We start from the raw sequence: 23,808 nt of genomic DNA on the forward strand, positions 1-23,808 counted from the left end.
AACCCAACCTACAGATTAGCTGACTAATCACTATTTATACTCGCAAAGCTACCATTTTTTGGACTGCCTCAACAATTTGATTGGGCTGGACAATGGTCAGTCTTTCCAAATTGCCGTTGTAAGGTGTGGGAATATCTTGTGAAGACAGGCGCAAAACCGGTGCGTCGAGTTCGTCAAAAAATCGATCGCTGATTGAGGCAATTAGTTCGGCACCGATGCCTCCTGTTTTCATGCACTCCTCTACAATAATTACTTTGTGAGTTTTGCGAATGGATGCGCCGATGGTCTCCATGTCTAGGGGTTTGAGAGAAATGAGGTCGATTACTTCTGGATCGTAACCTTCTTTTATCAGGGCTGGCACGGCTTGCATGACGTGGTGCCGCATCCTCGAATATGTCACGATTGTGACATCTTTACCCGATCGCACAATTTCTGCTTTGTCCAGCGGCACTAAATATTCTGTTTCTGGCAAATTTTCTTTGAGGTTGTAAAGAAGAACGTGCTCGAAAAACAGAACGGGGTTATCGTCGCGGATGGCTGATTTTAAGAGTCCTTTGGCGTTGTAGGGAGTCGAACAGGCGACTATTTTCAAACCCGGTACTGCTTGGAAATATGCTTCTAAGCGCTGGGAGTGTTCCGCGCCGAGTTGCCGGCCCACGCCGCCGGGCCCGCGAATTACCATTGGCATTTTGAAGTTGCCGCCGGAGGTGTAGCGCAGCATTCCGGCGTTGTTGGAAATTTGGTTGAATGCCAGCAGCAAAAAGCCCATGTTCATGCCTTCGATGACCGGCCGCAGTCCCGTCATTGCTGCGCCTACTGCTAGGCCTGTAAAGCTATTTTCGGCGATCGGGGTGTCGAGCACTCTAAGTTCGCCGTATTTGTTGTAGAGGTCTTTGGTGACTTTATAGGAACCGCCGTATTGACCTACGTCTTCGCCGAGTACGAATACGGCGGAGTCGCGGGCCATTTCTTCGTCTAACGCCTCGCGGAGGGCGTTGAAAAGTAAGGTTTCTGCCATAGGAGGTTAAGCAATGATTGCAGGAGGGTCAGACTAGAATATTAACCTTTTGGGGGTGTCGATCTAGGAGTCGATCGCAAATTCGGCAGTTAAAACCTGAGATTTTGCCAATCTTTATCATAACATTTGTATTATGTCAATGAATATTTAAGTTAAAATAATACTAACTTGCCTGCCCACAGCAGAGGAATATTATGCTCCAGACAAAAACTCAACTAACTCTGGAAGAGTTTTTCGCTCTTCCCGAAGGAGAAGGCGATATTACCTACGAACTTATTGACGAGCAAGCAGTACCGAAGATGTCACCTAAAAAATTTCATTCTCGCCTCACCAGAAGCCTAATAAAAATCCTCGAACAGTGGGGTGAGGAACGGGGAGAAATTGGTGTAGAATGGGCGGTAAGATTAACCAGACTGGGGCGAGACTGGGTGCCAGTACCCGATCTTTTATATGTTTCTTACGAACGCTTATCTCCTGACTGGAATCAAGATGAAGCCTGTCCTGTCGTCCCCGAATTAGTCATAGAAATTATTTCACCCGAACAAACTTTCGGTCAGTTAGCTGCTAAAGCGAGAGATTATTTAGATGCTAAGGTATTGCGGGTTTGGATAGTAGATAGCAAGGCGAGAAGCATTACAGTTTTTTACCCCGATGCAGCACCGCAGACTTATAGGGGAGATACGCTATTAACAGATACACTTTTTGATGGATTAGAATTTACGGCAGAACAGCTATTTCAGATGGCAAAAATACCACCAACTTTTTTTTAGGATGAGTGTGTGGTAGTTGACAAGCTATTCCCAATTTAAATCAATATTGTCAATGACGGCCATTCGATGTCGCAAATTCAACCCTAGCAAAATCCAGTCTTCCAAAGTTGATCGCAACTCATTTTGACACTCCTTTAAAGTTGAACCAAAGGCGATGACTCCCTTGCAAACAGGAATTTTCCCAACAAAGCTACGATCTTCAAGTTTGTCATACATAGCCTCAGCCATTGCTTTGTCAACGTATTCGCTCAGAAGGAATTTTACAGCCATTGAGTTTCCTTTTGCTTGTCGAGTATTGGAATCTCCTTCACAGTTACATCCATTATATTTGTTTTTGTCAAGTTCCGGCATTTAGATTTCCGAAAAATGTTTTTGCAATAAATCGTGGATAAATCGATAACGCCGATCGCCCGTTTTTTGCAGCAACAAGCGATCGCCCGCAGCATCGAGAAAACGCCTGTAATCCCAAGGAATGTAGCCCTTCGACCACAGCACGAGGTGCAATATAAACCTTTCAATCCCCGGAATTCCCGGCAACAAAGCACTAATTACCGCAGCAACAGCACCCGCAATTAATCCCCAAATCGACCCTGAGACTAGGCCGGCAATTAATCCCAAAAGCACCCAAATCAGCCCACCAACCAGCTTAACTCCAAACTGATACTTGCGCCGTTCCTCGTCTGTTTGCAGCCAGCTAGACGGTATGCGATCGAGGTAAAATTCTTGAATTCCTTCCTGTTCCATCCTTCTCGCCAACCATCCCAGCCAGTGGCGAATTTGTTCGGGCCGCAGTTCCTTACCTCTGGGATACTGCTTGACTTCCCCGGTGATTTGGTGGCGAATATAGGCAGTTAACAGATATTTGCGTTGTTCTTCTGCGGAAGTAATGCGCTTCCAAGCTTCAATTAAAATATCGTCGTAAGCCAGAGCCATCATGCTCAGAAGCAAGGGAGCTTTTGCCAATTTCAACAACTCCGGCTCGCGCTCAATGCTGTACCAAAGTTCGCGGCTTCGGGCTTCTAGCAGATAATTTTGAATTTTAGTTTCTGTTAAAGGTTTCAATAAAACCGCTGCTTGTAGGCGAAATCTAGTCTCGCAGTTTTTGTAAGCTTCAAAACTGCTGCAAGCTACTAAATGTTTGGGTTTAAATTCGCTTTCAACAAATTGATTAATTGCTTGAATGCAGATATTTTGGCGGTGGGTTTCTACTTCGTCCAAGCCGTCGAGTAGAGGCAGCAATTGTTGTTCGGCAAGCCATTTTTTGCCGACAGCAGGAGAGATGCGGTATTTGAACTGAAGTTGAGCAATTAACCAATCTGCGATCGCCCCAGATTCTGCTTTCCACGATCCGAGTTCAAACAGCACTGGTACTGGAAAACTAGCATCTTTTTGGGCGCGGGAAATTAACACGCGAGCTAATTCTAGCAGCGTCGTAGTTTTGCCTGCACCCGTCGCTCCCAAAATTACCAATTTGCCACCGGTGCGATCGAACACTTTGGCAATGCTTGCTTTGGGAGGAAGCCGAAAACTCGGACGGTTGCCCGCTTTCACTTCCACATCCCAACAGCGGTTAACACCAACAGGCGACGAGTCTTGGCTGAGGTTAGCGAGCACAGCAGCGTGCAAAGACTGCGCGAGGCCTGCTTGGACTTCCTGCTTCACCTCCTCCAACAATCGATCGCGAGGCGGTTGTAATCTCAGAGGAATCAATTTTGACATTTTATGTACCTCGCGCTGAACGCTTACCTTCGCAAATTTGCGCGCAAATACCCCAGAGCAAGATTACCATCAGTACAGGCGTCCAGTATATATTGACTCAAATTATTGCGACAATTATGGATCTGAAATTTTATCTAAAAATCATGACCCAGTGACCCGCACTAGGTATTTCCACTATAAATTAACTGGCGATCGCCCCAACTCCTAAACAAAAATTATTAGTATAGATACAGAGAGGGTTTTTTATGTCATTTACGAAGGGTCAAATCATCACAGTAAGCTTAGCAGGAGTGGCAACAGCGGTGGGAGTAGCTGTTGCCACTATACAGTCGGGTGCGATGAAACAATCCAATCCTCCCCTTGCAGAATCGCCCGCATCCACCAGAAACCAGATTGCAGGGCCGACGAACAACCCTGAATCTCGGCAACCAGAACCTCTGCAAGCACAAACCCAGGCTGCTGAATCTCCCCCATCTCAATCTCAACCAGCCAAAACACCAGGACTTCAATCCTCGCTAGTTGCAGGAGTCTCTGGGCAAAAAGTTGAGCCAGTAGTTGTCACACCGCCCAATTCTGGTTGCAAAATCACCCAAGCTGTTGTCAGCGATCCGAATCCACCGCTAAATGTGCGATCGATCCCGCAAGTAAGGGGCAGCCAAATAGTAGGAAAACTTAAAAATAATACCTTTGTTTCAGTCGCCGAAGAACAAAACGGTTGGCTGCGAATTACAGATCCGCCCGGTTGGATTGCCAAAAACCGCACCGAAAGCAGTTGTTCTAACGTCAACCAGCAGATTAATTTTCGGCCGGGAGGAGATGAGGCAATTGTTAAAGGTCGAATTATCGGCGGCGGCAGCCACTCTTACCGGATTCGCGCTATAAAAGGTCAAACAATGACTGTTAGGACTCGGAAAGATGTTTTCCCGCAAATTATAGCTCCGGGTGGCAAACTTTTAGCAGGAAATCCTTATGAAGAAAATCTAACTGAGTGGACTGGAAAAATCCCTGTTACTGGCAATTATACATTTCAACTAGACTCAAACTTCCGGGGATACGAATACGAATTTTCGGTACAGGTGCGTTGACATACTCACCGCCCTTTCATTTGCGGTGGTTAGTGAGCGTAGTCGAACTATGATTCTTGACGCTTTTTTGGGGTCTGCTACCTTCGGTAGTCTTACGTCCCCTCTGCGTCGTCAGTCAAGCGAGTCGTGGCAATGCCCTATCCCGACTTTGTTTGTATTTTTGGCTGCGTTGATTGACTGTAAAACGAGTTATTCTGGTATAATAGAGGCGATACAATTATGCCTGCGGTAACTCCTTAGCTAGTAGAAAACAGGAATGTCAACAAAAGTAGAGGAAAATCTAGCACTCGATACTGGAATCCATAAACGTCTCGGTCAGTTAATAGAGGCGTTGGTGGAGGATGAGCGCGTTGGTAGTTCTAGGGAACTAGGAAGGATTACAGGAGTTTCATTCAACACGCTGGTGAACTGGAACGAGGGCAAAGCCGATCCCAGATTGCAAAAGTTAGTTCAGTTTGCCTATGCTATCGGTTGGTCTATGACAGAGTTGATGCAATATGCGGAAGGGGATGAAGATCCCTATGAAGCGATCGCTCGTAAAAAAAGAGCAGGACAGCAGAAGTATCGGAAATCGTCTTAACCAGAGAAAAATATCCATTTATTCAATATTTCAATGCCACGCTAACTGCCGAACAAATTCCGAAGCGCGACTTATTTTTACAGCGTATTAAATACGTTATTGAAGGGTTTTGGCAAGCGGTCTCGACTTTCCGGGTGCGATCGCCTGCTAACACAATTCTTTCTGACGGCGGGATTGGTGCGATGTAGAGCTTCATTAACCGATGAACGATCGGGCCCTTGTATCTTGTAGTGCCTCGTAGACGCTACTCTAGTAATTAAGGAATCTCGGAAAGCGATATATCAAGAATCGCAAACTTCTGCCAATCTTCCGAATCAAAGTGCCACCATTCAGTTGTGATACCCATAAATCCGTGTTTTTTCATCGCATCCTTAAGCACTTGACGATTTTTCCGAGATTCGGCGCTGCCGCCTTGATAATCTCCGTGAGCTTTTTCGGTAAAATCATCGTAAGGTGTGGGCATTTCTAATTCTTTGCCCGTGCGATCGACTAAAGTCAAATCAATAGCAGCACCGCGATTGTGCCGCGAACCCCTAGCAGGATTAGCAACATAGCGCGGATCAGGCCAAGCTTGCCACATTTGCTTAGTGACAGAGAAAGGCCTGTAGCAATCGTAAACTTTCAAACCCAATCCGATTTTTTCCAAATCTGTTTGAACTAGCCCTAAATTTTGAGCAACAGAACTTCTCAAGGCGCATTTCGATATCGGGTAAAGCTTTCGTTTCAAGAAATTGTTAGTAGTGGCGTATCGGATATCGAGGCGAATGTTGGGATTTACGCTGCGGATGTCAACCAGTCGCGCGCCACTGGGAAGTTGACTCATGAAAATACTTTCAGGTACTACTGGGTTTGGTTCTGGTTGGGTAATTTGCACTTGTGGCGGCTCCTGGGCGCGGACAAATGTTATATGGTGCAGACCGAGCGCACATAGCAACATTAGCATAAATGCGATTAAGTATTTTCCAAAACGATTAAATTTCATAGTTGTTGGGATTGTGAGTGTTAAAAAGTAGATTGAGGTCGTTGTTCTATGCTATAACCAATATTATGATGTCACCGTGACAGCAAGGGGAGCTATGAAAACTGCAATTTCACTTCCAGATTTAGTTTTTGAAGAAGCCGAGGCTTTGGCTAGTCAGTTAGGGTTATCGCGCAGTGAGCTTTATACAAAAGCATTGCAGGCGTATCTGCGGCGACACAACCGCGAGCGAATTTTGAGCAAACTAAATCAAGTCTATTCTGAAGAGTCCTCTGAACTAGATCCTGTCTTGGCAAAGATGCAATTTATGTCCTTACCCCATGAGGATTGGTAATGTATCGCGGAGAAATTTGGTGGGCAAACTTGCCCTCTCCAGTTGCTTCAGAACCTGGATATCGTCGTCCCGTCTTAATTGTTCAGGATGATACTTTTACTCAGAGTCGGATTAGCACTGTAATCGTCGTCATCATTACTTCTAATCTGCGGTTAGCGGAAGCACCAGGTAATGTCTCGTTACCGAGTAAAGCCACAGGTTTACCCAAGGATTCTGTGGCTAATATTTCTCAGCTTTTTACTGTGGACAAAACGTTTTTAATTGAGTGCATTGGCACAATCCCACAGGATTTACAGGAAGAAATAGATGAAGGATTACGCTCCATCTTGTATCTTTAGTAGGAAATTCAAAAGATTTTTAAATTCCCAAGCGCTGATACACTAAATCTAAGTGCCTCAATTGATACTGCGGATCGAAACAATCATCAATCTCTTTGGTCGTCATCTTAGCTGTTACCCGATCGTCCTTAGCTATTAAATTGTAGAAATTGCCGCCCGGTTTGTTCCAAGCTTCGTGAGCACAAGATTGCACAATTTTGTAGGCGTCTTCGCGACTCGTGCCTTTTTCTACTAAGGCTAGCATCACGCGCTGGCTGAAGATGACTCCGCCGTAAAGGTTCATGTTTTGCTTCATGTTTTCGGGATAGACTAGCAGGTGTTTTACTAAGTCTGTGGTTTCTACTAACATGAAGTGAGTTACTGTAGAACTGTCGGGCAAAATCATTCGTTCTACGGAACTGTGAGAGATGTCTCTTTCGTGCCAAAGCGCTACGTTTTCTAAGGCTGCGACGGCGTTGGCGCGGACGATTCTCGCCATCCCTGTGAGTCTTTCCGATCGAATCGGGTTGCGTTTGTGGGGCATGGCGGATGAGCCTTTTTGCCCTTTGGAAAAGAATTCTTCGACTTCGAGAACGTCGGTGCGTTGCAGGTTGCGGATTTCTACTGCAAAACGCTCGATCGATGCTGCTAAGAGTGCTAAGGTTTGGACGTATTCGGCGTGTCGATCGCGCGAAATGACTTGAGTCGATGCGGTATCGGGTTCGAGTCCGAGGTTTTGACAGGCGATCGCTTCAATTCGCGGGTCAATATTAGCATAGGTTCCGACTGCGCCGGAGATTTTGCCGACTGCAATCGACGATCGCAAATTCACCAATCTTTCTCGGCTGCGAAAGACTTCTGCCAGCCATCCTGCTAGTTTAAAGCCAAAGGTGATGGGTTCGGCGTGAATTCCGTGCGATCGGCCAACCATGACGGTATTGCGATGTTGTTGGGCCTGATAGCGAATAGCTTGACTCAATTCTTCGACACGTTCTAACAAGATATTGACGCTGGCGACTAATTGCAGCGCCAAAGCAGTATCGAGCACATCGGAACTGGTTAAGCCGAGGTGAATGTAGCGGCCAGCATCGCCTACATATTCGTTGACATTTGTCAAGAATGCGATCATGTCGTGGCGGACTTCCGCTTCTATTTCGAGGACTCGTTTGGGGTCAAAATTAGCCTTAGCTTTGATTTCTTCGACTGCGGCGGCGGGGATGTAGCCGAGTTCGGCTTGAGCTTCGCAGACAGCGATTTCTACTTGCAGCCAGGTTTTCAGTTTGGCGGTTTCAGTCCAGATGTTGCCCATTTCGGGCAAAGTGTAGCGCTCTATCACGGTGGGAGTTGGGGAATGCGATCCAACCATTGTACATCTGTGTGGGGATGCGAGAGCCATAGGATTTAGCATGGGGCCCAGAAACCGGGTTTTTTACGAAAATACTTTGTTTCAGCCCGCAGATTTGCTAAAAACCCGGTTTCTTAAATCAACTCGGTTTTTGTCGTTTGGGCGATCGGCTACAATATCCTAAACCTCAGTAGCTGGCATTCTTCTCTATTCGCCTATAACCATGAATAGCCATTATAGTCTCATCATCCAGTGGTCAGAAGAAGATCAACTTTTTGTGGTCAGTTTGCCTGAGTTTACCGATGTCATGCAGCCTTGCACTCACGGACACACTTACGAAGAAGCGGCAAAACACGGACAAGAATTGTTAGAAACCTTGATTGAACTCTATCAAGAAGATGGCAAACCTCTACCAGAACCTCAGACTTTGGGGAAACGATTACAGATAGCGTAAAAGTTTTGTACAATGTCTGGTACCATTCGCTTATGCCTAAGAAGATTAGAGAATTGAAAAGCCTATTACTAAAAGCAGGATTCGTTTGTCAGCCAGCAAAAGGCAGTCATAGTAAGTGGAAGCATCCCAAATTAGCCAAGGTAATTATCATAGCTGGCAAAGACGGAAATGATGCTAAACTATATTTAGAGAAGTCAGTCAACGAAACACTTGAGGCGCTAAGGCAAATCGAAGCAGAGGAAACAGAACCATGAAATATACAGTTGTTATCCAATGGTCAGAAGAAGATCGGTGCTTTGTCGTGTTTTTGCCTGAATTTGAGGATGTAATGCAGCCGGTAACTCACGGAGATTCTTATGAAGAAGCTATCTACAATGCACGAGAGGTACTGGAGTTACTAATCGAGAGTTGTCAGGCTGAAGGTAAAGCATTGCCAGCAACTAAGAAGCTAGAACGATTATTTCAGGCTGCATAAATTTGTTCAAATAAATATCAGTCGAACCAATCTCGTAAATAAAGTATGAGTTGGATCGGTGATAATATTCGTCGCTTGTTGCGATAAGTTTTGGGGAGAGATCGCCAGCCAAATCAAGACGTGCGTATCCAGCAAAATATTCATGCTTCACCCAACCAAAACGCATCAGGAAGTGGCTCGTTAAAATCCTCACTCATCCAGCCCATCCCTTGATGCAGACCCAAAACTCGTTGTTGCCCAGGAGGAGGTGCAGCTTCAACTGAAGTGTTTTCGGGGATCGATCGCATCTGTCGTTCCAGCAAAAACTCTGCAAAAGTTAACAAAAGCTGCTGATTTTCCGGGAGTAAGTGCTGTAACTTGCCTAGCAACTCTTCCAAAAGTTCGATCGTTTGAGAAGTCATCTTCCCTCAATGTTGGCGATAGTCTCATTATCCGTTATTCTTTGGCGATCGATGCTCATCTTGAAACAAAAGCACCATTGATTTCAACACTTGCTACTGGCCGAAAACCAGCTTGCAATAAACCTGTTTCTAGTTTTTTACTGCGTTCTATCTGATGTTGCCCACTTGGGGCAGGGTGTAGGGATCGATCGCGCTTGGAGTCGGAGAGTGCGATCGTCCTATTGTACATCTGCGAAGCCTCTGTCTTCAGTCGGGATGGGGAATTTCGGGCGATCGAACTGTCCCCTTGGGGAATTTGAATATTTCGTTTGTTTCGGATATTGCGTTTATGGCGCGGTAAGTGTTATCGTCAAGGAAACAACCAAGTATATGCCGGCCAAATACTTATATACCATTCCAGTAATGGCTGCACAGGTTTTGCCCGATCGCAGATTCTGTCTGCTGACCAATAAAACGGGGTCTGGTATAATCAGCGGTTTAAACCGGTGATTATACCAATTTATACCACCCTATTGACTCTGTGCTTCAAAAACAATCACATCAAAAAAGATATTAATTATGTTGAACCAAAAAGCATCGCTTGAGTCAGTTTTGATTCCCGAACAAAAACAAGAAGAAATAGCAAAATTAGATCGGATTCTCAGCCACGAATTTGCACAACCAAAATTAGTCGGAAGTAACGGAGAAGAGATAGTAATTCCTGAATCAGTCTACAGCATTTTGCGTCAGGTTGTGCGTGCAATGGCATCAGGTCAAGCTATCTCTCTAGTACCTCACAATCACGAACTGACAACACAAGAAGCTGCTGATATTCTGAATGTATCCCGACCATTTCTGGTCAAGTTACTAGACCAGGGAGAAATTCCTTGTATCAAAGTAGGAAAGCATCGACGTATTCGTTTGGAGGATTTAACTTTATATAAAGAACATCGAGACAACAAACGTCGCAAACACTTGGATCGGCTAATCGAGATGACCGAAGAAGCTGGTTTGTACGAGGCATAGAAATAATTCCAACATTAATATGTCTAAGCTTAGTGTTGTCCTCGATGCTTGTGTCCTGTTTCCTATGTATCTGCGCGATACTCTGCTTTCCACCGCCGAGGCTGGTCTGTATTTACCGTATTGGTCGCAGAAAATCCTTGATGAGGCAATGAGCAACCTTGTCCGCCAAGGGATATTATGCCAGGAGAAAGCAATCCATCTTGAAGCGGAGATCCATGCAGCCTTTCCCGAAGCAATAATTGAAGTACCTGTCGGCTTAGAGCAAATCATGAAAAATGACCCTAAAGACCGTCATGTTCTTGCTGCTGCTGTAACAGCCAAGGGTGATGTCATTGTTACCAGCAATATCGTGGATTTCAAAGAAAAGGATTTAGCTCCTTGGAACATCAAATCGCTGTCACCTGATGAGTTTATGAGCGAGCTATTTGACGAATACCCGGACTTAATAGTGAGATTATTACGGCAACAGTCGGAAAGGTACAAAAAACCTCCGAAGACTGTTGCTGAATTACTTGAAGTTTTGGCAAAAAAAGCAGGTATGCCCAAATTTGCTAGTGATATTTTGTTATATGAATATAGTCTAGATATTGTGCAAACTGCGGAAACAGTCTTAAGGAACTACGGCAGACAAATACCCGAAGGCGGTAAATTTCTTGAGGGAGAGCGGTATCGTATTTGGCAGCAAGAAAAAACACTTACAATTACTGCGAAAGATGGTAGAGGTGAAATTCTGCGATTTCAGAATGAGGAAATTGAAGGGAATATCTCATCAGAGGATGTCAAAGCATTCCAAATATTTGCTCAAAGCTGGGATTGAGAATTAACAATAAATAGGGTTGAGGAGCAACAAGCTGATTAAAATAACCGATTTGCCGAAGCTGAAGGAGATAGAAGAATAAATAGCCATTACAGTCTAATCATCCATTGGTCAGAAGCAGATCGACTTTTTGTTGTCAGTTGTCGAGAGTTTACCGATGTCATGCAGCCTTGCACTCACGGACACACTTACGAGGAAGCAGTAAAACACGAACAAGAATTGTCAGAAACATTGATTGAACTCTATCAAGAAGATGGCAAACCTCTACCCGAACCTCAGACTTTGGGAAAACGATTGCAGATTGCGTAAAGTTGTTAATACCAAGGATTATCAATCCAAACGCATACTATTTCATTTTTACTGAGCGATCGCGTCCCTTGAGTTAGTTGGATGACTGGTAAAATAAGTGCGATCGCCTCATTTGTTGGTGAAGTAAGTGAGGAGCGATCGCAGTATTTTTCAAGATTCCGTACTCCGCTGATAACGCACCCTACTTTACTAATCAAACACTTCATACGTATAGTCAGGGCTGCTACCAGTCCGGATCATCTCGAAAGCCTTCATTTCTCTTCCTTTTCCTCGGCAGCGAGCGGGATTACCAGCATCCCGTATATTCCATGAAGGTTCAACCTGCACCCAGATTACGCATCTACGAGTATTGCCTGATACGATCCCTCCACCCAAAGTTTCTGCATAAACTCCAATTTCTGCATTGCTAACTCTTGCATTAAAAGCTGAACCACAAGCTCCTGGTTGAAGCTGTAACCATCCTCTAGACCACGTTTGTCCTTGTGGATCGGTCCACGACACTGCTACAAAAGCTTTCTTAGCCGCCCTGTTACATACCATAAAATCTGCACGCGCTGGAGCAGTAAATACTAGACCTAGAGTGGACATAAATACTCCCGTTATGGTTGCGATGGCCGCTGAGCCAAGAATCTTCAACTTCATTGTTTTATCCTTGAATGAGGTCTAATAATTAATAACCCACCCCGATCGTCTTAGTTAAGACTGACCCGTAATATAAGATGGATTGATTTTTTATACTTTATTATTCCTGAAATCTCAAAGGCGTCATAATTTTTGAGTGGCGGAAAATGGCGGAAAAAGACGGGAGTTTTATTAAGAATATTTACAAGGGGCGGATTTTAGCGGATAATGACGGATAGAGTAAGATTTTTAACAGACTATGGACGTAACAAAGGTGTTGAAATATTTAGACGAACAGGTTGTCGCTCAAACAGGTAAACACCTCGATAGTCTGCAAATAGCAATTCTCAAAGGCGTTCTCAACGGTCAGAAATACGCCGATATTGCGAAAGAATATCAATGTACGCGAGGTCATGCAAAAGATGAAGCTTACGCACTTTGGCAAATTATTTCTGAAGTGTTGGGAGAAGATTTGAATAAGTCAAATTTTCGTGCTTCTATTGAAAGATTAGGAGTTGACAAATCTCATTACAAAAGCCAAATTATTGGTCATTATGTTATTGGTGGCAATATTAATCACTGCTCTAATCCTTCAGAAGTAAAAGAAAAATATAAATCAGAAAATTTTGAATCTATCAGTAGAGAAACTTCTACACCTCTGACTAGCAAGGATGACAATATTGAAACTCAGCGAAAGCTAGCTAAACTAGAAACGATACCGCGATTGGTGAAAATTGGATTAACGGCAGAACAAATTGCCCAAGCTCTCGATTTGTCCCTAGAAGAAGTAGAACAAAAGATGCGATAAGTTAACTAACCATGAAATATACAATTGTTATCCAATGGTCAGAATAATATCGGTGCTTTGTCGTGTTTTTGCCGGAATTTGAAGATGTAATGCAACGAGTAACTCACGGAGATTATTATGAAGAAGCTATCTACAATGCGCGAGAGGTACTAGAGTTACTAATTGAGAGTTGTCAAGCAGAAGGTAAACCATTGCCAGCAATTAAGAAGCTAGAACGATTATTTCAGGCTGGTTAAATTTGTTGAAAGCAATATCAGTCAAGTATGGAATAAGTGCAAAGCCGATACACTCTGCTAAGCAGGGCGAGATCGATCGCTTAAACACTGCCACGCTATATCTAGCGTGCCTGCGTAAGTCCTGTTTATTATTTTGGCTTGACTTCGCCCTTGAGTGCATTTACTCAAAAAGTATTGCGATTTTCAGGGTTATTCGCTAAAATAGCCAACCTGTCAAGTAAAAACCTCCCACCAACAAGACAGACATTTCCCACATCCGCTTATGACCATTGCCTATACTCCACCTTGGCTGCTGAACAACGGCCTATTGATGACGTTGTACACCGCATTAAGGGCTAGTCGCAGTTGGGAAAAGACGATCGCCTACCCAGAGCCTCCTTACCGAGAACACATCTTTACTGGTGCCTGTGGAGTCCCGATTTTCGGCTGGGTTGCCATCCCCGAAAATCCCCGATATACCATTGTCGGCACTTACGGCATTACTGGCGATCTGGATAATCAATGGTATCTGAGGCTACTAGGCCGTAAAGCCTATGCCCAAGGCTGTGCAGTGGTATTATTTGACTGGCGAGCTCACGGCAAAACTGCCCAACTCTCTCCCACCCTGACTTCTGATGGCCTATACGAAGGCGAAGATTTCGTTCGGATTGCTGCCGCTGCTAAAGAAATGGGATGTCCCGCCCCTTTTTGGTTCACGGGTTATTCTCTGGGCGGACAATTAGCCTTGTGGGCTGTAAAATCAGCTCAGACGATCGCAGATTGGGGGCCGGACTTAGGGATCGAAGAGTCAGAACTAGCAGGCGCGGCGGTGATTTGCCCCAGCTTGGACTCGAACCGTTCTCTGTCTTATCTAGTTAAAGATGAGTGGGGGAAATTTTTAGAAAAAGCGATCGCGCGACAGTTAAAAAAACTAGCAAAACAGATTGCCGCATCACATCCAGGGGCGATCGATCCTGCCGCTATTGAACGCGCCAACAGCATTTGGGGCTTTGACAATGAACTGGTAATTGGCCCGTTAGGTTTCTCCTCTGTGGAAGAATACTATGACGCTAGCAGCGCTCTACACATTTTGCCTCACCTCAAAAAACCCACTTACATCCTTTATGCAGCAGATGATCCGATGTTTGATCCGGTGCTTGTCTCTGAGTTGCAAGCCATTGGCGCGAACAATTCTGCCTTAGAATTAGTGGTGACAGCCTACGGCGGTCATGTTGGGCATATCAGTAGTAAACGTTGTCAGCATCAATTTGCTGATAGCGATCGGTGGTGGGCATGGAATCGGATTTTACAGTGGTTCGATGCCTTGAGTGTTGATTAAGATTATCAAATAAAACCTTAACACTTCTCGGCAATAGTTGCGGGGAAGAAAGGATTAGGGGGTTTAATCCCTCCAGTCCAGAACCTTAAAACTATTTCGCAAAAACACTAGACATCTGGGCAGAAGCTGAATGGCTTACTGAGACAGAATTGTGCATAATTTGCACAGCCAGTTGACTTAACCTCGATTTGACGACCGCATAAAGATTAGAAGCAATTTTAGTTAAAAATTGGTGAATAAATATCGATTAATTTATTCGTTTTTTTGATTATTGTGTCAGCTATTAACTAGGTAAAACTAAAGCTCCAACTCTCAATCTAATCAAACCGCAAATTGCGAGAAATACTCTCTCGTAATTCCTTTTTCTTAACCGAAATTTTTCTTGAGCCAGTCGAAACCAGCATTCCCCCACCACTAACCGCCAGGGGTGGAAATTCCTGTCGAGAGAGCGAAAGTCCTCGCTTAGAAGACTAAAAGCCTTTTCCTATCAGCTTTTCAGTGGGTTAAAACTCACATCTTGCACCATTCTCAAGAACAGGCTTTTCGGCCTGTTCCACAAAGAGTAGATTGTCTTGTGGAACAGGCCGAAAAGCCTGTTCATAAAAAGCTTATTGACAATAGTGCAACATCTCAGGTTATACCCACTTTCGCCAGCACTCACATAGCAGTTGTCCGAAAGCAGAACTCCCAACAAGCCCCCAAATTTAGTATCCTAGAATTTTTAATTTTTATATGCTCGTAAAAATTTATACCCTGCCTGCCTTTAGAAAAATGAAGTTAAATTGGATACACAGGCCAGTCTATTTGACTCTAATTTTCACCAAACTACACCAAAAAGGAATAACCCGCCAATGGTCTCTACCGCCAAAAAAGAAATCTCCCCCCACAGCGAATCGCTCCTGAAGCAAAAGCATCCTAAAACTCACAGCCACTATAGGTTTCAGGATTTTTTTGCCTTCGATCGCCAGATGGGTACAATTGACGACTGGAATGAGTCGCGCAACATTTTTACCAGCGAAGACTTCATTATCGGTTTGGTGGAGGGGCTCGAAGAAGAAGTCGGCCCCGCGTCCTCTGTCATCATGTATACTATTGGTTGCCAGTGGGGACTCCAAGATTCCGAATTTTTTCAAAAATGGTTTAGTGCCGAATACAGCCAGAACATTCGCCAGTCAAATCTCATGTTTCTGCTAGAAACTTGGTGGTGGCCTTTCACGGCTCAAGGTTGGGGTCGCTGGGAAGTGGACATGAGCGATCGCAAACACGGCTGCATCTTCATCAACCTCTTTGACTCAGCAGTTGCTCGCACTTTGGGCGACGTAGGCAAACCGGTTTGTCACCTATACGCCGGTTTGTTCGCCGGTTTCTTCGGCTCTTTAGTCAAAAAGCCTCTGAGCTGCATAGAACTCCAATGTTACTCCATGGGAGAAACCTATTGCAAGTTCCTGCTTGGCAACCCAGATAAAATTGATGCAGCAGCCTTCTGGCTCAACGAAGGTGCCAACGCCCGCGATATTCAAAATCGACTGCAACACGGTGAAATATTGCGGTAAACAACCTGGAAAGGCACATCCCCTGCCCTGCCTTTCCTCCCACCAATTTCGCGATTGAAAGTGCAATGGTGGATTTCTCCAGGCAGGAAGAAAGATGAAAAGTCAAACTTCATGGTTGGACCAATCTGTCCAAGAATTCTTTGGTCACTATAATTGGCTGGGAAAATCTTTAGAAACCCCAAATGGCTCAAGCCCCGGTCAACTTCTGAGTTTAACCCAGCCAGTAGCAGACTTTTTTCAAGCTATTTCTTGGGAAGGAATTCCGGAAGTAGGTGCCCTACCCCTACCGCCACCCTTGCCAGTAATTTCTATTTCTGAACAAGCAGAAGTCACCATTGATGACCTATTCGACCTGTTTTAATCAATGTAGGGAATGGAAAATGAAAAATAGGGCAATCCCTAATCCATCTTCCCTCACCCCTCTTTCCTCATCCTTCAAAATCCCTTAGTTAAATCCGTTAAATCCCGTACATTGCTCGTTGCCGAACTTCCTTCCTTTTATCAATTACCGATTACCACTTAATTAAAATCATGCACCCTGAGATTGAGGCGCTGCTGGATCAGGCAGAAAACCGCTTTTTAAAAGGCGAAGAACTCCTAGCTTTTAAGCGTCAAGCTGTAACCCTTGTCCAGCGCTTAAAAATTTACGAATTTTTGCGAGAGAAGGAAGCAAGCATCTTCCAACCAGTAGCCAACAAGCTACAAGAAACGTTCCCCGACGAAAAACAAGAAACCTTAGAACGATCGCTCAAACATTGGGTGTTAGTCTTGCGGTACTGCGCTATGGCTATGCTGCTAAACGATCGAAATTTTTTAGAACAGCGCCTTGTAGACTGGCTTTCCGGCATAGTCGAAGCCCACCAAACTCAAAAGATCGAAGCAACTGTTTGCAATCTGCTGCAAACTCGTTTAAAAGAATTGCTTTCCGAGCAAGCCCGGGCTATATTGCAACCATTTTTCGACCAAGCGCAGTCAATTATTGACCAAGGTAATAAATAATCAGCTTTCTTCTCAATTTCCAATTCCCGATTCCCAATTCCTAATTTCCGATGATTAATATTGCCGACTTACTCAAACAGCCCCGACTCCCTGGAAACTACTTTGCCAGCGATGCCTACGTCCGAGGCGACCTCGAACTCGGCCTCCTCGAAAACCGCCGGGGCGATCGGCTCTTAGCACTCCCAGAAACACTGATTCAAGCCATTTATATCGGCTTAGAACAAGAAACAGGTCAAGCCTCCCGCCTCGTGCTTTTCAACTGCGGTCGCTGGTGGGGTAAAAACTTCTACGTGCGTTTTTGCGAAGAAGTCAGCGAATACTACGGTCAGCCAGTTTCTGAAATGGAAATGGTAGAATTTCTTCAGTCCTTGCAGCAGTGTTGGAAAACTCATGGATGGGGAACATTTGAGCTTGACCCCAGCTATTCAGAACATGGATTTTTAATAGTAAAAATTGCTAACTCTCTTTTTGCTAAAACAGCCCCCAAGTCTAAGCGACCAGCCTGTTTTTTAGAAGCAGGTATTTTAAGTTCGTTCTTTAGTCAGCTTACGGGTCGAGAACTTCACTGCCTGCAAACATCCTGCGAATCATTGGGTTCGGACTGCAACCGCTTTATTTTAGGGCTGCGCGAGCGCCTACAACCGGGCGAGTCTATGGTCGAAGAAGGAAAAGACCATGAAGCTATTCTCAGTCAACTTTTCCAAAAAAACTGACTTATTTGACAGCTATTACTTTGTTGCTAATAGCTGTCAAATCGATTTTTGGGCATCCATATTATCAACCGTATCATCATCAAAACTGTGAGTTAAATTATAAAAAAGCTCCTGACTTTAAAAATCAGGTTTTAGCAATTCAAATAAAACCCGATCATAACTAGCAGCTAGAAACTTCCTAACTTACTCTAGAAATTCATAAAATTTAAAACCAATCAAAACCTAAAACATTTTGCTAGAACTTAATGGACGCCAATGAACTTCTAAATCGATATGCAGCCGGCGAAAGAGATTTTAGACTGGCAAATCTGCGCGGCATTGTGTTGAGTCCGATCGATTTATACCGTTCCAGCGATGCCCCAACTCTAATTTTGGCTAACCTCAACCAACACCAGCAACGGCCCTACTTAATCGGTGCTAACCTCAGCGGGGCCGACCTCACCAAAGCCCATCTGAGCCGAGCCAACCTCAGCAAAGCCGACCTCAGCGGAGCCAATCTCACCGGCGCCAACCTCATGGCAGCCAGTCTGAGCGGAGCCAATCTCATCGGAGCCAATCTCACCGGCGCCAACCTAGCCGGATCTCATCTGAATTGGGCAAACCTGACCGGAGCAATTCTTCCCAATGCTAATCTCATAGGTGCAGATATGAGCGCCGCTAACCTCACCAAAGCCGTTCTGACTCAGGCAAATCTCAGTAAAGCCTATCTGATTAAATCCAATCTCAACGGAGCCAACTTCAAAGATGCTTACTTAAGTCTAGCGAGTCTCAAAGAGGCAGACTTGACCGAAGCACAGCTCACCGGAGCCGAATTATCCAAAGCCAACCTAGCCGGAGCCAACTTAACCCGTGCTAACCTCAGTAAAGCCAACCTGTTGAAAGCTAATCTCAGGCGGGCTAACCTCACTCAAGCCTATTTAAACGGCGCGTGCTTGATCGGATCAGACCTTAGCGAAGCTTGCTTGGATAGAGCCAATATGTGCAAAGCAGACCTCAGCAAAACCTATCTGAGAAACATTACTTTGAATGGTAGCCACTTAAGCGGTATTAACCTCAGCGGGGCCGATCTGGGCGGTGTAGACTTGAGCCGCAAACTTTTAACTGGAATTAATATGGCAGAGGCATTGTTGAATGAAGCCAACTTAAGCGGTGCTTATCTGATGGAAGCTAACTTGAGCGGAGCCAACCTCAGCAAAGCCAACCTGAGTCTAGCCTACCTGATCAATGCCGACCTGTCTAATTCTTGCCTGCATGAAATTAACTTGACCAAAGCTAACCTGAGTAAAGCCAACTTGCAGAAAGCTGACTTGACAGGAGCCAACCTCCGGGGAGCGATTCTCACTGAGGCGGATTTGACGGGAGCGAAGTTGATTGGAGCCACTCTTCCTAACGGCACAGTTTATCGGCGTTAACTTGTCAACCCCCTTGATTATTTGCCTAGTAAAGTGCGGTTGATGTCCAGAATCGGAAAAAATAGGTTCCTTTCTTCCACTGTGAGATATTGTTTGAGAACCTTTTTCATCACATCATAGGTCACGGTCGCACTATTTCTAACTTGAACAGCGCCTAAAATAGTTTGCAACCAAAGTAGTAGCCGATCGCGCAATCGTTCCGTATCATTAATCAACAGTGCTGCCGCCGAATGCCTCAACACCCGCACAATATCTCCACGGCACTTTTCAGTGACATCGTTACCCCCCCGCCGAAATAAACTAGGGTCTAGAGACTGCATTTGTGCTTCCACTTGCCGCATAATTTCTGTTTCAGAGGCTTGAATTTTTTTATAAGCACTCATCCGGTGATTCAAAGACTGAAAGTAGTCTTTCAAAAATTGGAGTTCTTCTGCACTGGCGTAGCGTCCGTCTGCTTCCATGCTCAAACGCGCAAGTTGGCTCAACATAGATTTTTCTCTACTACTAAAATACAAACATATCAGTTTTAAGCTTCTTTAGTCCGAACTAAATACTGTCCTACTTGAAAGCGGGTTTCATTAAGCTGTGTAACGATAGAACGAGTAATTAACTTTCCTGATTCTACAACTACTTGACCCGTAATTGGGTGTAATAAATCTTGCTGGGCCCGGCGGCCGATCAGAGCTTCGACATTTTCAATAGCATTAATGTACATCCCCGCAGGCAACTCTACAACCACACCCTCGCCCATAATTTGAGCCTGACAAGCAAGTCGCGAATTGGCTTTAGCCGTAGTAATGACTTCCAACGTCCTTTTCTCGCGGCGGTTCATGTCCGACAAGCCTTCCATGCCTTCTTTAATGTAAACATGGCAGGTAGCGCACATTCCCCGCCCCCCGCATTCCTTGAGAACGTCTAAGTCTTTGGAAAGTAAGGCAGACAGGATATTCGATCGGGTTTCGACTGCTATTTCCTCCGCAATTGGATCTAGTTTAATAATTTTAACCATATTGATGTTTGCTCCTGTCAAGTTCAGTATTTAGCAAGTTACGATCGACTTATTCAAAGCGCAAAAAAATTTGGCTAACACTCCAAAAGGTTAAGATGCCTTGACGAGAGCATCGGCTTCTGGATCTCTAACCCCTATGGCATAACCGCACTTCTGTTTTGGTCATATCGCTGTTCCCTCGCCCCGATTCCCCAGCTTAGCCTTGAAAAGCTAAAACCTTAGATACTTTCTGGATGGCATTGAAAAAACTGTAATAGTCGCGATCGACTAAAATAGCAGCCACAGGTAGTTCCAGATCGGGTACCCCAATCCGGCAAGATTGATAGTGATTCCGAAGCTCAAGGATTTTAGTAGGTGCGACTGTGCGAGCGCTCTCAAGGAGGCTGAGAATGAACCTGAGATAACATAGCAGTACCTGGCGAGCGATTCAAAAATTTGAATTTTTGTCAGAATTATTTACATATTTTAATACTAGCTCAAGCTTTTTCTATAATTAGACCGATGCAACATTCTAAGTACCGCATTTTAGGGCTAGTCGGACAAGGACAATTTGGTCGAGTCTTTTGTGCCAGCGTTCGAGAAGCTCCCGCCCAGGACTCCCGCCTCACCAGCCAACTGGTTGCTCTCAAAGAACTGAGTCATCAAAAAGCCCCAACTAGCGAATTCTTGCGAGAGCTGTGGTTTCTGATCACCTTGCAGCACCCGAACATTGTTACCTGCCGAGCTCTAGAACACACAGCTACAGGCAGGTACTTGGTTATGGACTACTGCGAGGGAGGAACCCTCCGCAACCTGCTCAAACAAGAGCGCCCCTTGCGTCTACTCGAAGGTTTGCAGCTAGTCATGGAAGTTTTAGCAGGCTTAGACTACGCCCACCGCCGAGGCGTAGTTCACTGCGACATCAAACCCGAAAATATCCTCCTAACTTTAGGTGCCAAAGGCTGGTCGCCCCGGCTGTCTGACTTTGGCATCGCGCGTCGGCTGCCAGAAATTGGTACCACTCGCCTCCACCAAGAAATTTCTCCCGACGCTACCGTAGGTTCCCCCGCTTACATGGCCCCAGAGCGGTTTTACGGTCTTTTTTCCCCGATGTCAGATATATATGCAGTAGGAATTCTGCTGTTTGAATTGCTAATGGGCTACCGCCCTTTCGGGGGAACCCCCGGAGACTTGAGGTGGGCGCACCTGAATCAACGCTTGCAATTTCCCGACGCCATCCCCGAACCTTTGCAAGCAATAGTCAAAAAATCTTTAGAAAAGCTGCCAGCCCGCCGTTTTGCCAGTGCTTCCCAAATGGCTCAAGCTCTGCGGCTGATCATGTACGACCCCGCGGTCAGACAATTGGGCGACTGCATTATTCCCTGGGAAAATCCCACAACCAGTGGTGATAAAGGTCTGAAGTCGGAAACTGAGTCTTTGCTAGAAGTTGAAGAGGAAAAAGCTTCACAGTCGGCTATTAATTTACTTCGGACTGTGCGCTATTCGCTTTCGCAGGCAAAGCCACTGATACTTCCTGCACCGTTGACCGCTTTAATTGCCACTGAAACGTATCTCTATGCTGCTGTAGGTACAGAGGTGAAGGTGTGGTGTCAGCCGGAAAAACAGCTAGTTACAGGAGAAATGTCTACTTCTATTTCATTCATGGCCGAAATCGTGCGTAGCATTTTACCGACTTCCCACGGCTGCTGCGTTCTCACTCCGCAAAAACTTTACTGGCTCAATGAGCGCTCTTGGGAGCCTCAGTGTTTGCTGGATATGGGTTTGAGGCAAGGCCCAGATGCTTTAAAAGCTGCTATTGACTCTCACGGCAACTGGTTGACAGTAGCGGTTCCTGGCGAACTGCGTTTTTATTCTTTAGCGGGAAACAGCACTGCGGGCGATCGGGAAAAAGCCCTGAAGCCGATCGCTACTGTGCCGTTACCAGAACACTATTTACCAGAATTAATTTTTTTGGATCGGCGACACGTCTTAGCAGTTTGGCCGGACAACGAACCAAAAAATCCCCAAACTATTTTTAGAGTTTACACTCGCCGCGGCACGCCCGTGGGTTCTGTGCGGTTGTCTGCCAGTGTCGGACAGATCCTATTGACACCTGAGCCTTATACTTTGCTGGGAATTCCCCAAGGTGGTAAAGCGGCGGTGCTGTTGATGAAATTGTGGCCGCTCAAGGTAGCGCGAATTCCCCTGGAAAGTTTGCCCGTGTCTGCTTGTGTGGCTAATTGGGGATGGGTATTGGCAGATGTTGGGGGGCAGATAGAAGTGTTAAACAGTCAAGGGATTCAAGTAGGGAATTTTAGCAGCCCCCCCTCACCCCGGGCGATCGCTCCTTGGGGGAATAGGGGTTTGGTGATTGCTGTCAATACTGAGGAAGAGAGTCACTTGCATTTTTTAGATGTAGATGTTGAGGAGACCAACTCGCGCTCGCTCATCAAAGGCTGATAACTGGGGTAACTGAAGGAGTTTGGGGGTGTAATTCCGGATAGTGTATTTGCGCGCGATCGATTCCTGGGAGTTCGATCGGGGTTAGAGTACCGTGTCGTGTCAACTTCGGGATTTTGAATCAGAGGAATTGTTAAGGGCGATCGGCTCAATCTGAGACCCAAACCTCCCTCAGTAAAGTCCCAGAAATGCAGACACCACTTACAGATATATATGACTCATGCACCAGCCTGCTTCTCTCATCCTCACCCTGTGATCCAGCCTCACCCCTTACACTCTAACTTTGCCTAACCTCTACTCCAAGTAAGCCCCATCATGTTGAACCACTGAGTCCTTCTACCCATGCGCGGGAAATAGTCCGCCCCAAAGCCGTATTTTGGCCAAAAAAAAGACCCCATAGTTAAAAGAGGAGTCAGCCAGGGGATACCGGAGCAGGCGATAAATGTCGAAACCCTTACTGTGTATAGCTTCAAAAAAAATTCAAAAATATTTTCACAAAACGCTTGACAACTCTGGGGAGAGTTGATACATTAATAAAGCGCCAGAAGGGAAGCGGTTCAAACAACCGCGAACTAAAGGTCAAAAGAAAGGTAAAAAACTGAACCTAGAAAAAAGAATAGTTTGAAAGCTTAAAGCACTATTAACCTCGTCAAAAAAATCAAGATAGAGAGTAAAAGCATCGCTGATATTCAATATCGCAAACAACGAGAAAAAAGTCAAGGGAAAAAAACCAGCCTTCAGGGCTGAGTAGAAAGAACTTGACCTAAGCCAAAAAAACAATCCAACACGGAGAGTTTGATCCTGGCTCAGGATGAACGCTGGCGGTCTGCTTAACACATGCAAGTCGAACGGAGTAGAAATACTTAGTGGCGGACGGGTGAGTAACGCGTGAGAATCTGCCTTCAGGACGGAGACAACAGTTGGAAACGACTGCTAAGCCCCGATGTACCGAAAGGGAAAATATTTATAGCCTGAAGATGAGCTCGCGTCCGATTAGCTAGTTGGGGGGGTAAAAGCCCACCAAGGCGACGATCGGTAGCTGGTCTGAGAGGACGATCAGCCACACTGGGACTGAGACACGGCCCAGACTCC

30 protein-coding genes and 1 rRNA gene are annotated in these 23,808 nt (G+C 45.4%); 21 read left to right on the forward strand and 10 right to left on the reverse strand.

Translation table 11 applies throughout. The annotated features are described in order from the left end of the window. Positions 1 to 34 precede the first annotated feature (34 nt). Positions 35 to 1,018 carry an alpha-ketoacid dehydrogenase subunit beta gene (locus tag QUB16_RS23600; RefSeq protein ID WP_333319901.1) on the reverse strand — a complete coding sequence of 328 codons (984 nt, stop codon included), beginning with the start codon at positions 1,016 to 1,018 and terminating at the stop codon, positions 35 to 37. Positions 1,019 to 1,212: 194 nt separating this feature from the next. Between QUB16_RS23600 and QUB16_RS23605 the strand changes: the two genes are divergently transcribed. After that, positions 1,213 to 1,788, forward strand: coding sequence for a Uma2 family endonuclease (locus QUB16_RS23605; protein WP_333319903.1), 576 nt, complete (start codon positions 1,213 to 1,215; stop codon positions 1,786 to 1,788). Positions 1,789 to 1,812: 24 nt separating this feature from the next. Here the strand turns inward: QUB16_RS23605 and QUB16_RS23610 are convergent, their stop codons facing one another. Then, positions 1,813 to 2,058, reverse strand: a complete 246-nt coding sequence (locus QUB16_RS23610) for a type II toxin-antitoxin system HicB family antitoxin (protein ID WP_333319905.1) — start codon at positions 2,056 to 2,058, stop codon at positions 1,813 to 1,815. A gap of 81 nt (positions 2,059 to 2,139) precedes the next feature. After that, positions 2,140 to 3,507, reverse strand: coding sequence for an NACHT domain-containing protein (locus QUB16_RS23615; protein ID WP_333319907.1), 1,368 nt, complete (start codon positions 3,505 to 3,507; stop codon positions 2,140 to 2,142). A gap of 245 nt (positions 3,508 to 3,752) precedes the next feature. Between QUB16_RS23615 and QUB16_RS23620 the strand changes: the two genes are divergently transcribed. Both QUB16_RS23620 and QUB16_RS23625 read left to right on the forward strand, forming a co-directional pair. Next, positions 3,753 to 4,592: an SH3 domain-containing protein gene (locus QUB16_RS23620; protein ID WP_333319909.1), complete on the forward strand. Its 840-nt coding sequence runs from the start codon at positions 3,753 to 3,755 to the stop codon at positions 4,590 to 4,592. A gap of 256 nt (positions 4,593 to 4,848) precedes the next feature. Continuing rightward, positions 4,849 to 5,172: a transcriptional regulator gene (locus tag QUB16_RS23625; RefSeq protein WP_333319911.1), complete on the forward strand. Its 324-nt coding sequence runs from the start codon at positions 4,849 to 4,851 to the stop codon at positions 5,170 to 5,172. Positions 5,173 to 5,428: 256 nt separating this feature from the next. Here the strand turns inward: QUB16_RS23625 and QUB16_RS23630 are convergent, their stop codons facing one another. Further along, positions 5,429 to 6,154 (reverse strand): M15 family metallopeptidase, encoded by a 726-nt coding sequence (locus QUB16_RS23630; RefSeq protein WP_333319913.1) that lies wholly within the window; start codon positions 6,152 to 6,154, stop codon positions 5,429 to 5,431. A 94-nt stretch (positions 6,155 to 6,248) separates the two neighbouring features. Between QUB16_RS23630 and QUB16_RS23635 the strand changes: the two genes are divergently transcribed. Continuing rightward, on the forward strand, positions 6,249 to 6,485 hold the full coding sequence (locus tag QUB16_RS23635; RefSeq protein WP_333236631.1) for a hypothetical protein: 237 nt from the start codon (positions 6,249 to 6,251) through the stop codon (positions 6,483 to 6,485). Continuing rightward, positions 6,485 to 6,823 carry a type II toxin-antitoxin system PemK/MazF family toxin gene (locus QUB16_RS23640; RefSeq protein WP_333149306.1) on the forward strand — a complete coding sequence of 113 codons (339 nt, stop codon included), beginning with the start codon at positions 6,485 to 6,487 and terminating at the stop codon, positions 6,821 to 6,823. Before QUB16_RS23635 ends, QUB16_RS23640 begins: the two co-directional genes overlap by 1 nt. Before the next feature lie 19 nt (positions 6,824 to 6,842). Here QUB16_RS23640 and purB read toward each other — a convergent pair whose 3' ends face one another. After that, positions 6,843 to 8,138: an adenylosuccinate lyase gene (purB, locus tag QUB16_RS23645; RefSeq protein ID WP_333141872.1), complete on the reverse strand. Its 1,296-nt coding sequence runs from the start codon at positions 8,136 to 8,138 to the stop codon at positions 6,843 to 6,845. A 232-nt stretch (positions 8,139 to 8,370) separates the two neighbouring features. On the opposite strand from purB, the gene QUB16_RS23650 reads away from it, so the two are divergent. The 3 genes from QUB16_RS23650 to QUB16_RS23660 are packed head-to-tail and all read left to right on the forward strand — an operon-like array spanning position 8,371 to position 9,076. Next, a complete protein-coding gene (locus QUB16_RS23650) occupies positions 8,371 to 8,601 on the forward strand; it encodes a type II toxin-antitoxin system HicB family antitoxin (RefSeq protein WP_333236627.1) in 231 nt (76 codons plus the stop codon). A gap of 32 nt (positions 8,602 to 8,633) precedes the next feature. After that, entirely contained in the window at positions 8,634 to 8,855 is a 222-nt protein-coding gene (locus tag QUB16_RS23655) for a type II toxin-antitoxin system HicA family toxin (protein WP_333247763.1), read from the forward strand. Next, a complete protein-coding gene (locus QUB16_RS23660; protein ID WP_333236623.1) occupies positions 8,852 to 9,076 on the forward strand; it encodes a type II toxin-antitoxin system HicB family antitoxin in 225 nt (74 codons plus the stop codon). The genes QUB16_RS23655 and QUB16_RS23660 overlap by 4 nt, the downstream gene beginning before the upstream one ends. A 140-nt stretch (positions 9,077 to 9,216) precedes the next feature. Here the strand turns inward: QUB16_RS23660 and QUB16_RS23665 are convergent, their stop codons facing one another. Then, a complete protein-coding gene (locus QUB16_RS23665; RefSeq protein ID WP_333319915.1) occupies positions 9,217 to 9,477 on the reverse strand; it encodes a DUF2281 domain-containing protein in 261 nt (86 codons plus the stop codon). 558 nt (positions 9,478 to 10,035) lie between these two features. Between QUB16_RS23665 and QUB16_RS23670 the strand changes: the two genes are divergently transcribed. The 3 genes from QUB16_RS23670 to QUB16_RS23680 all read left to right on the forward strand — a co-directional run bounded on the left by QUB16_RS23670 (position 10,036) and on the right by QUB16_RS23680 (position 11,608). Next, the gene (locus QUB16_RS23670) at positions 10,036 to 10,482 is read left to right on the forward strand and encodes a helix-turn-helix domain-containing protein (protein ID WP_333103939.1); all 447 of its coding nucleotides are present in this window, start codon (positions 10,036 to 10,038) and stop codon (positions 10,480 to 10,482) included. Positions 10,483 to 10,501: 19 nt separating this feature from the next. Next, a complete protein-coding gene (locus tag QUB16_RS23675) occupies positions 10,502 to 11,299 on the forward strand; it encodes a PIN domain-containing protein (RefSeq protein ID WP_333319917.1) in 798 nt (265 codons plus the stop codon). A gap of 162 nt (positions 11,300 to 11,461) precedes the next feature. Further along, complete coding sequence (locus tag QUB16_RS23680) at positions 11,462 to 11,608, forward strand: hypothetical protein (RefSeq protein WP_333319919.1); 147 nt, start codon at positions 11,462 to 11,464, stop codon at positions 11,606 to 11,608. Between the two features lie 5 nt (positions 11,609 to 11,613). Here the strand turns inward: QUB16_RS23680 and QUB16_RS23685 are convergent, their stop codons facing one another. Both QUB16_RS23685 and QUB16_RS23690 read right to left on the reverse strand, forming a co-directional pair. Further along, positions 11,614 to 11,814, reverse strand: a complete 201-nt coding sequence (locus QUB16_RS23685) for a hypothetical protein (protein ID WP_333319921.1) — start codon at positions 11,812 to 11,814, stop codon at positions 11,614 to 11,616. Then, a complete protein-coding gene (locus QUB16_RS23690) occupies positions 11,798 to 12,250 on the reverse strand; it encodes a DUF1036 domain-containing protein (protein ID WP_333319923.1) in 453 nt (150 codons plus the stop codon). Before QUB16_RS23690 ends, QUB16_RS23685 begins: the two co-directional genes overlap by 17 nt. Before the next feature lie 238 nt (positions 12,251 to 12,488). Here QUB16_RS23690 and QUB16_RS23695 point away from each other — a divergent pair, with 238 nt between their 5' ends. The 8 genes from QUB16_RS23695 (at position 12,489) to QUB16_RS23730 (ending at position 19,268) form a co-directional block, all read left to right on the forward strand. Beyond that, the gene (locus QUB16_RS23695) at positions 12,489 to 13,037 is read left to right on the forward strand and encodes a hypothetical protein (protein WP_333319925.1); all 549 of its coding nucleotides are present in this window, start codon (positions 12,489 to 12,491) and stop codon (positions 13,035 to 13,037) included. Positions 13,038 to 13,099: 62 nt separating this feature from the next. Further along, positions 13,100 to 13,273, forward strand: coding sequence for a type II toxin-antitoxin system HicB family antitoxin (locus QUB16_RS23700; protein WP_333319927.1), 174 nt, complete (start codon positions 13,100 to 13,102; stop codon positions 13,271 to 13,273). A gap of 262 nt (positions 13,274 to 13,535) precedes the next feature. Beyond that, positions 13,536 to 14,591 (forward strand): alpha/beta fold hydrolase, encoded by a 1,056-nt coding sequence (locus tag QUB16_RS23705; RefSeq protein WP_333319929.1) that lies wholly within the window; start codon positions 13,536 to 13,538, stop codon positions 14,589 to 14,591. Between the two features lie 851 nt (positions 14,592 to 15,442). Further along, the gene (locus tag QUB16_RS23710; protein ID WP_333128737.1) at positions 15,443 to 16,144 is read left to right on the forward strand and encodes a V4R domain-containing protein; all 702 of its coding nucleotides are present in this window, start codon (positions 15,443 to 15,445) and stop codon (positions 16,142 to 16,144) included. Between the two features lie 94 nt (positions 16,145 to 16,238). Further along, positions 16,239 to 16,505, forward strand: coding sequence for a hypothetical protein (locus tag QUB16_RS23715; RefSeq protein WP_333319931.1), 267 nt, complete (start codon positions 16,239 to 16,241; stop codon positions 16,503 to 16,505). 170 nt (positions 16,506 to 16,675) lie between these two features. Beyond that, the gene (locus tag QUB16_RS23720) at positions 16,676 to 17,143 is read left to right on the forward strand and encodes a phycobilisome protein (protein ID WP_333319933.1); all 468 of its coding nucleotides are present in this window, start codon (positions 16,676 to 16,678) and stop codon (positions 17,141 to 17,143) included. Between the two features lie 50 nt (positions 17,144 to 17,193). Further along, the gene (locus QUB16_RS23725; protein ID WP_333319935.1) at positions 17,194 to 17,856 is read left to right on the forward strand and encodes a V4R domain-containing protein; all 663 of its coding nucleotides are present in this window, start codon (positions 17,194 to 17,196) and stop codon (positions 17,854 to 17,856) included. Positions 17,857 to 18,101: 245 nt separating this feature from the next. Then, positions 18,102 to 19,268 (forward strand): pentapeptide repeat-containing protein, encoded by a 1,167-nt coding sequence (locus QUB16_RS23730; protein ID WP_333319937.1) that lies wholly within the window; start codon positions 18,102 to 18,104, stop codon positions 19,266 to 19,268. 17 nt (positions 19,269 to 19,285) lie between these two features. On the opposite strand, the gene QUB16_RS23735 is transcribed toward QUB16_RS23730, so the two are convergent. After that, positions 19,286 to 19,756 carry a phycobilisome protein gene (locus QUB16_RS23735; protein ID WP_333319939.1) on the reverse strand — a complete coding sequence of 157 codons (471 nt, stop codon included), beginning with the start codon at positions 19,754 to 19,756 and terminating at the stop codon, positions 19,286 to 19,288. Positions 19,757 to 19,794: 38 nt separating this feature from the next. Continuing rightward, positions 19,795 to 20,277, reverse strand: a complete 483-nt coding sequence (locus tag QUB16_RS23740) for a 2Fe-2S iron-sulfur cluster-binding protein (RefSeq protein WP_333057691.1) — start codon at positions 20,275 to 20,277, stop codon at positions 19,795 to 19,797. Between the two features lie 501 nt (positions 20,278 to 20,778). On the opposite strand from QUB16_RS23740, the gene QUB16_RS23745 reads away from it, so the two are divergent. Then, positions 20,779 to 22,716: a serine/threonine-protein kinase gene (locus tag QUB16_RS23745; RefSeq protein WP_333319941.1), complete on the forward strand. Its 1,938-nt coding sequence runs from the start codon at positions 20,779 to 20,781 to the stop codon at positions 22,714 to 22,716. A 783-nt stretch (positions 22,717 to 23,499) separates the two neighbouring features. Continuing rightward, positions 23,500 to 23,808 (forward strand): 16S ribosomal RNA (locus tag QUB16_RS23750); the annotation flags it as partial.

This window comes from Microcoleus sp. D3_18a_C4 (genome assembly GCF_036702415.1).
Lineage (GTDB): Bacteria > Cyanobacteriota > Cyanobacteriia > Cyanobacteriales > Microcoleaceae > Microcoleus.